Consider the following 12,482-nt stretch of genomic DNA (forward strand, 5'->3'; position numbering starts at 1 on the left):
ACTAATTACATGAATGGAGCACATTGGCATTTAATGGTAAACCATCTACCATTAATATTTCCTCTCGTAGGATTGATTGTCCTGATCACAGCTTTGATTTCAAGATCTGAATCCGTTAGACGTACGGCTTATCTGATTTTCATTTTGGGATCGTTGGCTGCAGTTATAGCAATGGCAACCGGAGATGGGGCCGAAGAAATTGCTAAAAGATTAGCTGGAGTTACACACACGTATATTGAAAGGCATGAAGAGACAGCAGAGACCTTTGCATTACTATCATATATTTTAGGGGGGGCTTCCCTGATAGGGCTTTGGGCAAGTTTTAAGCAAAAAAGTTTTTCCAATATTGTTTCCTTTGTGACCTTAGTCTTTTCTATGATTGTATTGATCTTTGCCAAACAAACCGGAACTACTGGAGGCGAGATAAGACATGATGAAATACGGAGCGAATCTTCTCGCTGATCGACAAAAACATCAAACTAAGCAGCGTTTGATAATACTCGACAGGTTCAAAAATATCTCGCAAAAGGATGTCTTTATAAACAAACAAAAACACCCGCTACCTTTGATACTATTGAGAAACAGGACTACGACCCCGAAATTAAAGACCTGTCTATCCTCTTCTATCTTCAGAATATAGAAAGCGTAGAGATGGCTTCATTCCAAATTTTGCAAATGACCGCTGTAAAGCTCAAAAATAAACAAATTGGAGAACTGTTAAGGGAAAATTATGAGCTATTAAAAAGCAACAGAACCCAGCTATTACTGGTCGCAACCAAATATATAACTGCTGTCACCAAGTGATACTGAAAGAAAATACAATTATTGACCACGTTATAGTTTCCCAAAAAGATGTCTCAAGCTCAGTTATAAGGTTGTGTCCATAATTAGCTGGCTATAAAAATTATATGTTCTGATTAGCTCAGTCAAAAAACTAAAATTCACTATTAATAGTGATTGTTTCATTTTTCCAACTCTCATAATTTTACCTTCAAATAACCAAATTATGGAAGCGACTGCAAAAAGCATAGGAAAATTATTAGTTGTCATTCTGATTACAGTTTTCGGAATGGAGGCAAAAGCCCAAAATCATGTAAGAGGTGCCTCAAATTGTATTTTACATGATGCCTATCTGAAAGAAACCAGCAAAACAAAAAACGCAGTTTCCTGTGTAGACTGTTATTGCAAAGTCTGTGGGGACAAAAAGAATAAAGAAAAAGAAGCCAAAAGAAAAGCCGAAGAACTGGCAAACGAGAAAAAAAACTCCACGCCACAAAAAAATGTACCCGTAAAAACCAACTCAAAGACAAAGGACAACGCAGTCATTTTGGTTGCACCAACACCAAAAGTGTCCAATACGGATAATACAGAAACTAAAAAGAAAATAGAACCCAAAAAAGAGACCAAAATAGTCAGTAAGAAATCGAAAACCATTGACAAAGAGAAAATTGAGACCTTACTGAATGAAATAGGCAAGGTATATGCTGACAGTAAAAATTTTAAACACAAGAATAACTATTATTGCAAGTTTGCTTTCTCAGGAACAAAAGTAACGATCACCAGAACTGATATGGGAGGTTCAAGAGATTTTACCTTTAAACATACATTTGATCTGGCAGATATCAAATCTATATCCCATATCAATAATGGACTCGTATCTATCAAAGTAGACAATGTAGCCTACGAATCTGGTTATTACCACTATAAAGAAGGAGAAAAAGAGCTAAAAACAGCAGACTGGGAAATTGACCGGGGATTTCCCATCACCTACGCAAATTATGGATTCGGAAACGTTAATTATAACGACGGAAACGATAAAGTCTTCAATCTGTTAAGACAGGCTGCATTGGAAGCTGGTGCAACATTGGAAGAAAAAAAATAAACATTTAATATTTCTGTGGTACATCAGGTTCGGATGTTGTCGAGAAACGAAAATAAGAGCGCGACAATACCAAATGTTTGGAAAAGCGCTGATTAATGCGAGATTATTGGCATTTTTAATATAAAAACATACGATGAGGGCAATCACACTAGTTATGGTTCTTTTTCAAACGACTTTTGCTTTTTCGCAAACAAAGAAGATCGTAAACCTACTGAACAAAGAACTCGCGAAAGAAATCCATCATCAAAAAGATGCAAATTATTGTGGCGATAAGTTCGATATAGTACACCATTTTAGCGTAAAGGACAGCTTGTTCAGGATGATTGTCATTAAAACCAACCCTGTTACCTACCAACCCGAAGAAGACCGGATCGTTCAAACCAACACAAAAATCCTAAGCATAGAAATCCGAAAGAAAAACAATTATGACAATAGTTTCTATACCGAAAAACAAGAAATCGATTTGCACAGGATAAAAGCAATTGCTAAGGATATCCATATTATGTTTGAAACGGAAGAAAATGCGGTAACGATTACAAGTATGGCACAGAATGGAGAAAAAAAAATCCGAAAAAGCGATCTGTTTTTCCTATACCTATCGGCAGAAAAACACAACGAATATTTAGCCGATGAAATCGTAAAGCTTTTCAAAAAAGCGGCCTATCCCATCGAAAAAGGATCTTGGCATGATTAAGCTGAAAAACGTAATTGATTGACCTCTGTCAAAAAAACACTTTTCATAACACCATAAAATTTGGACAGGACCCCTATAAGTAAAATTGGAAGAAAAGCCTACTTAGATGGGAGGAATAGCATTAAAACGACAATAAAAAGACTGACAATGCATAAGTTAATACTCTTATTTCTACTGATTTCGTTACAGGCCAATGCGCAGAGAGCGGGACTAGACAGTTTATCTATGGTACGGAATTATCTGATGGAAATCAGAAATGCCGTAAACTCTAAAGAACTGCCCAAACATAAACTGGAAAAATTAGACCGCTTAATAAAATCTGCGACCAGCCAAAAAGCTATTTTCAACAGAAACATCACAAAAGTTATAGGAGTTGCACTAGAAGCAGAACAACTGATGTCTACTCTAAATTTCATTTTACAATCCATGGTTCTGTATCGATCGGATATTAAAAGTAATCACGAAAGCCAAGCCGAAACTGTATTCCTTAACAAGAACATTCCCGTTTTGGTATACAAAATTGATTTCTATTCCAAAAGGGCAAAGATAAGGTTGGAAGAAAACACCCATTAAGAATGGAAAGACGCTTCATGGACCAAAATAAAACCATTACAGAATTTCAGGAAGAAGTTTGGGTAAAATGTCCTTCGTGCGGCAAAAGGGCCATTGCCATTGCTAATTACGGATTGAAAAAATCCCGTCTCTCCTGTCCCAACTGTAGTTATCACAAAGAACTTGTTACCCAGGTCGAATCTTTTGGCACGATGGGAAATCTGATAATGGCGGCTAACCAATATTTCGATGCAGAACTATGGTTGCAGCATCCTTTTAAGAACGATATTTTCTTTGCCTACAACGACAAACACCTATACTATCTGGAAAATTATATTTCCGCCAAATTAAGGGAACATAAAGAGCGCTCGCACTTTACACTTTTGGAAAGACTTCCGAAATTCTACCACGAAGGCAAAAACCGTAAAGCGCTTCTAAAAATTATCGAAAGGTTGAAAACTCGTTTTTGATTACCCCAAAACATCCCGATATAAAAATTAAGACCCAACAAAAGCTGGAGGTACTCCCCTACCTTTTTGTCCCGAAAATCTAAGACACAATTCAGAAATATATCATTCAATTTCACATTCTAATGCAGGAGAATTACAGCCAGCTTTCCAAAACAGCTTTTGAGCCGAGTTCTGCGAGCGAACTGCAACCCGATTTGGAGAAAATATTTTTACGGTGGGAGTTTACTGTATGTACCGAAAGACACAAAATATCTGCTATTATAGGTGTACTTTTACCCGCAAGTACAAGTTTAAGTACTTCTTTTTCCCTTCTGGAGAATAACTCTTTACTTGATACTAAAAAGGGCGCATTAATAGAAACATTAAAAAAAGAAGGTTCATCTTCCAGACCTATAAAGGAAAGTTTGGGTATGGATTCGCTTGGCAGCAGATGACTAATGTCTGTATGAATCCCCAGTGATCTAAGTAGATTATTATCTAAGTCAAATTCTATGATGGCCAGTTGATGTAGGATCCTTATATAATGATCATCCTTGTTCTTTATTCGGAAATCATACTGTACCTTATATTTTGTGATTTTATCCGGAGGTAACTCCCTGAAAAAATAATGCAATTTTTTTTCGAATTCGATAAAATAAGGTTGGTCGTCGGGATGTATCTTTGACAAAAAATCATTGGCTTTTATACTCTGTTCATAACCCAATACTTTATTGATATGGGGACTGACATATTCAAACTCGCCATCTCTCACGTGGAAGATAAAGTAGTAATAATCACCCGGCTGAAAAAGGTTTAGAAGCTTCTTATGAATTTCTATTTGGAAATCGAGAGGTTTATATGAGCCGTGTTTGGCAATCTCTTTCCAAACTTGCCTGGCCTTATCATAAAAAATAATATCATTATTTTTCATAGTCTCGCTTTTTTCAAAAATACAAAAAAACTCAAAACAAACACTACCATAAGTGATTGTTTGAGTTTGAGTTTGAGTTTTACTTTAACTGAAATCTAAACCACTAGACTATATATAAATCATAGGCATAAATTCTGTCAATGCCTCCGTTAGCTGATGCTTTCTTTTAGGTCATTAGCCATTTTTTTAATGAATCCTTCCTTGTCCTTTTTTACCTCGCTCAACATTGCTTTTCTGTCCTCGGGCAAATCATAATATTTTTCTGCCCATAGGTTTATTTCAACCATTAAAGGCAGTAGGTCTATTCCCTTTTGTGTAAGTTGGTATAAAACTTTTGCCTTACTTCCCGGATGATCAGATTTGGTAATGATTCCGTTCTCTTCCAGCGTTTGTAATCGGGACGCTAAAATATTGGTAGCAATTTTTTCTCCTGATTTTAAAAAATCGCCATAGGTGCATTGTTTTGCAAACATTAAATCCCTCACAATTAACAGCGACCACTTATCTCCCCATACCTCAAGGGAACTACTAATAGGACAATCCGATCTTTTTTTACTATCTGCCATAAATAATTTTTAAAATTACTTGCAAAACGCAAGTTGTTTTATATCTTTGCACTTGCATAATGCAAGCAAAATTACAAACTTTTTAAAACAAAAAAAATGAAAACAACAGGAAATACAATTTTTATCAGTGGCGGTAGTGCAGGAATAGGTCTGGAAATCGCCAAAAAATTTAACGCAGCAGGCAATAAAGTCATCATTAACGGACGTAATGCAGAACGACTTGAAAAAGCGCTTAAAATGCTTGATAATGCAATTGCCATCCAAGGGGATTTATCAGTAGAAGCAGATAGAATCCGCATCGCGGAAGATTTAAAAAACAATCATCCAGAGGTCAATATCATCGTAAACAATGCCGGTGCAGCATTTGGTTATTTATTGAGCGAAACTACCAACGCACACGAAAAAGCTGCAATTGAGATGAATACAAATTATTTGGCAATCATCCATTTTACAGAATTAATGCTACCACATCTCTTGCAAAAAGAATCGGCTGCAATTGCCAATGTTTCCTCAATTGCGGTGTTTGGTAGTCACAAATTTTTACCGACTTACGGTGCTACCAAAGCGGCACTTCATTCGTATACAGTCGCCTTAAGAATGACGTATGAAGAGCGAAAAAATCTACAGGTATACGAAATCTATCCGCCTTTGGTAAATACAGAGTTCTCAGCAGAAATAGGTGGTGCAAACGGTATTCCACCTTCTGAAGTAGCTGATGAATTTTTCGCTGCACTTGAAAACAATCAATTTGACGTACCCGTTGGCGAAACGAAAAAGTATGCAGCGGCAGTGGCAGAAGCCATATCAAAAATTTCATAAATCGATTAGTATAGAACCTGATTATGGATTTGAAAAATAAAACGATCTTGATTACCGGCGGGGGGGCCGGTATTGGGTTGGAAGCCGCCAGACAGTTTTTACAGGCAGGCGCAAAGGTCGTCATCACAGGAAGAAATCAGCGTAAGCTGGACGATGCGGTAAAGCTTTACCCGACACTTGTGGCAATACAAAGTGATGCGTCTAAGGAAGATGATGCCAACAGTTTGTTCAAAAAAATAGAAGAACTGGGCGGCATAGATATTTTGTACCATAATGCTGGTGTAGGTGTACCGCCATCCAATCTGGGCCTCCCTAAAAATGACCATTTAGAAGGTGCCATGTACGAAATGGAAGTAAACTACTTTGGTGTAATACGGTTGAACAATCTATTCATGGATATGCTGAAATCCAGAAAGGAAGCTGCGATTATCCATACTACTTCCATTCTCAGTATCGTCCCGTCTGCCATTGAGGCTACCTATTCTTCTTCTAAAACAGCATTGGCATTTTATGTGCAGTCGTTACGTAAACACCTGCAGGTTATTGATAGCAAATTGAAGATATTTGAACTGCTTCCCCCCTTGGTTGATACAGATATGGTAGCCGATCGGGACGATAAAAAAATCAGCCCCGCTCAGTTGATAAATGGCTTAATTAAAGGTTTGGAGAACGATATCTATACGATTAGAATTGGTGACAGCAAGACCATTTACTTTTTGAACCGTTTTCTTCCGAAGGTGGCCTACAACATCATCAATTCAAAAAAGCACAACAAGAAATTAGTCAATTAATTTTAATCTATATGAAAGCATACAGTATCTCCAAATATAGTAAAGACGATAAAATGCAACTGGTTGATATACCCGAACCGAATATTGGGGAAAATGAAGTTTTGGTAGCTATTCATGCCACTGCCATCAACCAGCTGGACAACAAACTGAAGGAGGGCGAGTTTAAATTGTTGTTGCCCTATAAATTTCCTTTGATTTTGGGCCACGATTTTGCCGGAGTGGTAACAAAGGTTGGGCAAAAAGTCAATCGTTTTAAAGTGGGTGATGAAGTATTTGCCCGTCCCGCCGATTTTCATATTGGCACATTTGCCGAATACATTGCTGTCAATGAAAACGATCTGGCTTTGAAGCCTAAAAACATTTCAATGGAAGAGGCCGCATCTATTCCCTTGGTGGCTTTAACGGCGTGGCAGGCTTTTGTAGATAAAGCGCAACTTAAAAAAGGGCAAAAGGTATTTATACAGGCAGGTTCCGGCGGTGTAGGTACGATTGCCATTCAATTGGCAAAACATTGGGGTGCCACCGTGGCGACGACCGCAAGTGCCAATAATTTTGAATTGCTCAAAAGCTTGGGAGCCGATGTAGTTATTGATTACAAAACGCAGGATTTTGAAACCATTCTGAAAGATTACGATCTGGTACTGAACAGCCAGGACGAAAAAACGCTTTCAAAATCGTTACGCATTTTAAAAAGAGCTGGAAAAGTGGTATCGATTTCAGGACCGCCAGATGCAGCTTTTGGCAAAGAGTTAGGCTTATCTTGGTTTATGAAAATGGTCATTTCATTTTTAAACAGAAAAGTAAGGAAACAGGCCAAAAAACTAGATGTTGATTACTCGTTTCTTTTTATGAAAGCCAATGGCAAACAATTATCAGCAATTGCAGATTTGATTGAAACGGGTGTGATAAGTCCGGTTATTGATAAAGTTTTCCAATTTGAAGAAATGAATGAGGCGATGGAGTACGTTTCAAGTGGCAGGGCAAAAGGAAAAGTTGTGGTAAAGGTTAGGTAATTGCAGTTATTTGAAATAGCAATAGTTCCTATAAAGTAGGAACTATAACGGCTGTGAATTGACAGAACAGGGACTTATCAAAGTAGATGCACTCCAGAAAACAACAGTGGATAACATATTCGCCTGCGGGGACAATACGAACCCTTTACGTGCGGTACCATATGCTGTATCAACAGGCAAACAACACAGGTGTATTTTTAAACAATGCTCTGGTAGAAGAAGATTTTTTAAAATAGCAACACCGGAATTAACTGAACACTTTTCGAATATCTTCCATTTTACTATACTTTTTTTGATAGATTAAATAAAAAATATTTATCTTTGCTACTAAGATATTTAGAAAATGAGCAAAAATAACCAAGAAGATTTAATAGCACAATTCGGTTCAGCGAGCAGACAATATTCCGATGCTTCTATATTTATGCACGAGGCGATAGCCCGGAAAGCAGGGCTTTCCGGTGCAGACCATAAATACCTTGGGCTTATACTTCGGCATAAATCCATCACAGCGGGGGAAATTTCGAAACTGACAGGCCTAAGTACGGGTGCGGTAACGGGATTAATAGATCGCTTGGAGAAAAAGAAACTTCTTAAAAGACAGTTTACCAGCGAAGACAGGAGAAAAGTAATCATTGTGCCTAATGTGGAGAATAGCATAAAACTATTAAAACCTTTTTTCGATGGACTGCAAGAGAAAACAAGTGCCTTGCTTTCTACTTTTTCGGACGAACAGGTGCTGACCATAGAACGCTATTTTATAGCAGCCACCGCCATAATGAACGAAACAACGAAAAACTTAAACAAAAAATAGCATGGAAAGCTTAACCACCAATTATGTAACGAGAGCCGAGATATGGCTCTGTATTACAACGCTGCTTTATTTTCTGATGAACGGTGCCCAAATTTTTGAAACACTGGTTTTTGCACCTAAATGGATGGCATCCCCTCCTGATAGCTTTAAGCTTTTATTGGACGGAAAAGGAACAAGCCTTAAAATCTTTTGGATTGTGCTCCACTCCCTGCACGAGATTACATTTGTACTTGCCATTATTTTCTGCTGGAAGATTGAACCGGTAAGAAACTGGCTGTTGATCTTATTTGCCTTACATTTTGCGGTTAGGGTATGGACACTTTCGTATTTCGCCCCCAATATTATCGATTTTCAGAAAATAGCAGAAACCCCTTCACTTGCACAAGACCTGATTAGACGTACTTCGTTATGGCAAACGTTGAATTACGTTAGGGTTGCCATTTTTGTTGCCATATCTTTCGGACTGATACCTTTATCTATTAAAGTATTTCGCCTATATTCATAAAATGGAATTTTGTTAGTAATAATGTCAACTATCGAAAACATCAGAAAATATTTTAACGAATTTGTATCGATAAGTGATGCAGACTGGGATGTATTTTCTTCTAAACTATCCAGAGTCGAATTTCCAAAAAAATCACTCATACTTGAGATAGGAAAAAGAGAAAGATTCCTTTCATTTATAGAAAAAGGGATAATCAGGTTTAATATTCCCAAGCCTGACCATGATTTCACCTTCGCTTTTGCTTTTGAAAATACATTTGTCAGCGGATATGATGCTTTTCTTACACAAACACCTTCCCTCTATAATATAGAAGCTATAACAGACTGTGTGTTATGGCAGATCACCTATGAAGATCTGGAGGCCGTTTACAACAACACATCAATTGGAGACCGCATTGGAAGAAAAGTAGCTGAAGGACTATACCTTAGAAAAATGAAAAGAGAAATGTCCCTGCTGGAAGATACTGCGAAGAAAAGATATCTGGATTTAATGAACGAGCAGCCCCTTCTCATACAATATATACCACAAAAATATCTGGCGTCCTATATTGGGATAAGGCCACAATCCCTTAGCAGGATAAGAAAGACAATTTAGTTAACATTTGTTCATTGATTGCCACTTGCAGCGGTTGTAACTTTGCAAGAAAAAAAAATGAAACCACTGTTTGTATTGATCGGAGTTTTCGTATTCTCGCTTATCGGCACAAAAATTTTCAACTCGGAAGTTGACCATAGGCTATCTGGCAAAATCGCCCTATCTGCTATGCTGCTGTTTACTTCACTAGGCCATTTCATGTTTACCCAGGGAATGTCGAAGATGCTGCCAGATTTTATACCTTTTAAAATTGCGCTGGTTTACTTGACGGGATTTATTGAGATAGCTGCCGCCATCGGTATATTCATACCTACCCTTAGGCACATGACGGGAATACTCCTAATTGTTTTCTTTATCCTGATTTTACCCACAAATATTCTTGCAGCAATAAAACATCTTAATTATGAAACCGGGAATTTTGATGGTAAGGGAATAGCCTATTTATGGTTTCGTGTTCCTTTTCAGGTATTGTTGATCTGTTGGACATATTTTTTTATTGTTAAGTAAATCATGAAATCACCCGTATATAATTTGTCTATTACTTCGACACTCCTAAGCAAAAACGTGCTTTTCGACGACATAACGTGATCCCAGCCCGGTCACAAAAAAAGTCAAACCACCGTTTGACTTTTTTCTTTTATACCTTCTTCAATAAAGCAATAGGCTTGTTCGCCTTTGTGATGTTTATGGGCTACGGATTGGGAAGTCTGGTATTTAGTCTCATCACAAACTTAGGGCTAAATAAAAGCTTCAAACAGTTCGGACTGATAGCAGCCCTGGGTGCTGTGCTGTCTGTTTTTGTTTTTAAAAATGAAAAATAATTCTGAAAACTTCGAAAACAAACGGAATTTATCCTCTTCAAGCACCAAACGAATAGCACGAAAAAACATGACGAAAATCACCTCGCTGCTCGCTTCCTTTCACTACATTTGGTTTATCACATTTTAAAAGCATTATCATGAAAGGAAAAACAGACAAGATACCTGCAAAATTGTGCTATGAACATGTTGGTGGTAAGCTTGGAAGCCTACTCCTGAAACAATTTGTTGCCAATGGCTGGCTGACTAAGGAAACACCCGGAGACAAGAACTTCTATGTTACCGAAAAGGGAATTATTGAATTCGAAAAAATTGGTATTGACTTATCACAAATAAACTCCTGATGCTCTGATTTGTCTGGATAATTCCGATAATTTTTTCCAGCTTTTAGCTTCAATGGTTCGGCGCCCGATCGTTTATTTTTCCGTTTCAATTTTTCTTATTACAAAATCCATTTGCCTGTCAAAGCCCGTTTTTAAATCAGCTGCCTGAAGCGGTATTTCGGCGTCAGGTTTTATGCCTTTGGCGTCATTTCTAAAATTTGGAGTTTTCATTTTGTACTGAAAAGTGGGTATCCATACCAATGTTTTGGAATAAGGCAAAACAAATGCACGACCACCAGCATTACTATAATTACTCCCTTGTGAATATTCGCCATAAAATTTTCCTATTTTATATTCCCGCAATAAGGCTAATAAATGCCCCGTGGTGGAAAAACAACCACCATTTATCAGAACACTAATCTGTCCTTTGTAAAAATTCGGTTTATTGGCCTTTACCATGATACTGACGCGGAACTATCTGGAGCGTAAAGCCTAAATATTTCCTTCCTCTTCACAGACAAAAAGGGGCTGTCTCAAAAAGGAATCAGCCCCTTTACAATTTTTGAATATAACTTTCGTAGCCGCTTCTTTCGAGAACTTCCGTTGCTTTTAAGCTATAAATATCGCGCCAGGAATTGGCACCGTGTTTTTCCACATATTTTGAGACAATCCGGAAACCCAACCAATAATTCAGCGTTTTGGGCGCGTCGGGAAATAATTTTAACGTATCGTTTCGCAACAGTGGATTATTTCCTGAGGTATCGGAAAAATACAGTTTTACTTTGGTAAAGATTTCTTTTTCGTGCTTTAAAAACCAATCCCAGTTGGCTTTAGTCATATTTTCGACCGCCTCATATTCAGTTATTTTTTTATCGAAAAAAACATAGGTAAAATAACACGCAAAACCTTCATCTATTGTCTGACTTAAAGCTGAATCACCGTCGGTATCATTCCCTCTAAATTTTTCATAGACCAGATGATTTAATTCGTGAGGCAATCCTTTTTCGACAGCATACTGTACATCGAGCGTTTTATTGTTCAATTCAAAAGCAAATTGTCGGGCATTACAACCACCAAAACCAATACCCGTAATGGGCGTAAAAAGAATACTGATTCGTGCTTTGGGTCTATACGGAACCAGTTGTTCAAACTTTACTAAATTGTCCCGAAGTGTTTTATCCATATCCATTTTCAGGATTTCCGAAACCCGATGGTCCATAAAGGCTTTATTGTCCCTATACAAGGTTTTATTCCATTGGATCATACCTGCTGGCGTATTAAATTTTGACGCATTTTCGTCTCCAAAAATTGCCCCATAACAATCATCCCATAACGCTTGATGCGGTTGATACACCTTTTCGACAATCCTTACACTGTCGTATGGGACATTTCGATGGGCTAAAATCTGATTTTTAAAAAGATTCAAAATGGTTATTTCTCCTACACTGACACTATCCGGAACGCTTTCGAGTTTTCTATAGACTTCGGCTTCTTTATCGACAAAAACAGCAGGTACTTTAGGCGAACACGATGTGAGTATCGAAGTGATCAGGGTGGAAACAATAATTTTTTTCATGGCATAAAAAGGATTCAAAATCAATACAAGTGCTATCCGGGGCAAAAATAAACAGATTCCCGCTATGATTATATAAGGGCTATAAATAGACTATTGGTCGCTAAATGCTGAAAAAACGGAACCTGTTTGGCATCCTCTTTTAATCCCGGTTCCTATTC

The 12,482-nt window shown here is 37.6% G+C and carries 18 protein-coding genes; 14 read left to right on the forward strand and 4 right to left on the reverse strand.

What is annotated here, in order from left to right:
* The first annotated feature begins 9 nt into the window (after positions 1 to 9).
* From E6C50_RS10635 to E6C50_RS10655, 5 genes are all read left to right on the forward strand, one after another.
* Positions 10 to 462 carry a hypothetical protein gene (locus tag E6C50_RS10635; RefSeq protein WP_136403216.1) on the forward strand — a complete coding sequence of 151 codons (453 nt, stop codon included), beginning with the start codon at positions 10 to 12 and terminating at the stop codon, positions 460 to 462.
* Between the two features lie 544 nt (positions 463 to 1,006).
* Entirely contained in the window at positions 1,007 to 1,882 is an 876-nt protein-coding gene (locus E6C50_RS10640) for a hypothetical protein (protein WP_136403217.1), read from the forward strand.
* Positions 1,883 to 2,015: 133 nt separating this feature from the next.
* Complete coding sequence (locus E6C50_RS10645; RefSeq protein ID WP_136403218.1) at positions 2,016 to 2,576, forward strand: hypothetical protein; 561 nt, start codon at positions 2,016 to 2,018, stop codon at positions 2,574 to 2,576.
* Positions 2,577 to 2,723: 147 nt separating this feature from the next.
* Positions 2,724 to 3,149, forward strand: coding sequence for a hypothetical protein (locus tag E6C50_RS10650; protein WP_136403219.1), 426 nt, complete (start codon positions 2,724 to 2,726; stop codon positions 3,147 to 3,149).
* Positions 3,150 to 3,151: 2 nt separating this feature from the next.
* Positions 3,152 to 3,598, forward strand: a complete 447-nt coding sequence (locus tag E6C50_RS10655) for a hypothetical protein (protein WP_136403220.1) — start codon at positions 3,152 to 3,154, stop codon at positions 3,596 to 3,598.
* Positions 3,599 to 3,731: 133 nt separating this feature from the next.
* On the opposite strand, the gene E6C50_RS10660 is transcribed toward E6C50_RS10655, so the two are convergent.
* Both E6C50_RS10660 and E6C50_RS10665 read right to left on the reverse strand, forming a co-directional pair.
* Positions 3,732 to 4,508: a LuxR C-terminal-related transcriptional regulator gene (locus E6C50_RS10660; RefSeq protein ID WP_136403221.1), complete on the reverse strand. Its 777-nt coding sequence runs from the start codon at positions 4,506 to 4,508 to the stop codon at positions 3,732 to 3,734.
* Between the two features lie 149 nt (positions 4,509 to 4,657).
* Entirely contained in the window at positions 4,658 to 5,074 is a 417-nt protein-coding gene (locus E6C50_RS10665) for a winged helix-turn-helix transcriptional regulator (RefSeq protein ID WP_136403222.1), read from the reverse strand.
* A 96-nt stretch (positions 5,075 to 5,170) separates the two neighbouring features.
* On the opposite strand from E6C50_RS10665, the gene E6C50_RS10670 reads away from it, so the two are divergent.
* From E6C50_RS10670 to E6C50_RS10710, 9 genes are all read left to right on the forward strand, one after another.
* The gene (locus E6C50_RS10670; RefSeq protein WP_136403223.1) at positions 5,171 to 5,893 is read left to right on the forward strand and encodes an SDR family oxidoreductase; all 723 of its coding nucleotides are present in this window, start codon (positions 5,171 to 5,173) and stop codon (positions 5,891 to 5,893) included.
* 23 nt (positions 5,894 to 5,916) lie between these two features.
* Entirely contained in the window at positions 5,917 to 6,684 is a 768-nt protein-coding gene (locus tag E6C50_RS10675; RefSeq protein ID WP_136403224.1) for an SDR family oxidoreductase, read from the forward strand.
* An 11-nt stretch (positions 6,685 to 6,695) separates the two neighbouring features.
* The gene (locus E6C50_RS10680; RefSeq protein ID WP_136403225.1) at positions 6,696 to 7,697 is read left to right on the forward strand and encodes an NADP-dependent oxidoreductase; all 1,002 of its coding nucleotides are present in this window, start codon (positions 6,696 to 6,698) and stop codon (positions 7,695 to 7,697) included.
* A gap of 106 nt (positions 7,698 to 7,803) precedes the next feature.
* Entirely contained in the window at positions 7,804 to 8,001 is a 198-nt protein-coding gene (locus tag E6C50_RS10685; protein ID WP_230979004.1) for a hypothetical protein, read from the forward strand.
* Between the two features lie 39 nt (positions 8,002 to 8,040).
* Positions 8,041 to 8,508, forward strand: a complete 468-nt coding sequence (locus E6C50_RS10690) for a MarR family winged helix-turn-helix transcriptional regulator (protein WP_136403226.1) — start codon at positions 8,041 to 8,043, stop codon at positions 8,506 to 8,508.
* 1 nt (position 8,509) lies between these two features.
* Complete coding sequence (locus E6C50_RS10695; RefSeq protein ID WP_136403227.1) at positions 8,510 to 9,013, forward strand: transposase; 504 nt, start codon at positions 8,510 to 8,512, stop codon at positions 9,011 to 9,013.
* Between the two features lie 21 nt (positions 9,014 to 9,034).
* A complete protein-coding gene (locus E6C50_RS10700) occupies positions 9,035 to 9,607 on the forward strand; it encodes a Crp/Fnr family transcriptional regulator (RefSeq protein WP_317128627.1) in 573 nt (190 codons plus the stop codon).
* A 57-nt stretch (positions 9,608 to 9,664) separates the two neighbouring features.
* Entirely contained in the window at positions 9,665 to 10,114 is a 450-nt protein-coding gene (locus E6C50_RS10705; RefSeq protein WP_136403228.1) for a DoxX family protein, read from the forward strand.
* 451 nt (positions 10,115 to 10,565) lie between these two features.
* Positions 10,566 to 10,769: an ArsR family transcriptional regulator gene (locus E6C50_RS10710; protein ID WP_136403229.1), complete on the forward strand. Its 204-nt coding sequence runs from the start codon at positions 10,566 to 10,568 to the stop codon at positions 10,767 to 10,769.
* A 72-nt stretch (positions 10,770 to 10,841) separates the two neighbouring features.
* On the opposite strand, the gene E6C50_RS10715 is transcribed toward E6C50_RS10710, so the two are convergent.
* Positions 10,842 to 11,207: a S41 family peptidase gene (locus E6C50_RS10715; RefSeq protein ID WP_230978996.1), complete on the reverse strand. Its 366-nt coding sequence runs from the start codon at positions 11,205 to 11,207 to the stop codon at positions 10,842 to 10,844.
* Between the two features lie 94 nt (positions 11,208 to 11,301).
* The gene (locus tag E6C50_RS10720; RefSeq protein WP_136403230.1) at positions 11,302 to 12,324 is read right to left on the reverse strand and encodes a DUF2268 domain-containing putative Zn-dependent protease; all 1,023 of its coding nucleotides are present in this window, start codon (positions 12,322 to 12,324) and stop codon (positions 11,302 to 11,304) included.
* Between the last annotated feature and the right edge of the window lie 158 nt (positions 12,325 to 12,482).

This window comes from Flavobacterium supellecticarium (assembly GCF_004801375.1).
GTDB lineage: Bacteria > Bacteroidota > Bacteroidia > Flavobacteriales > Flavobacteriaceae > Flavobacterium > Flavobacterium supellecticarium.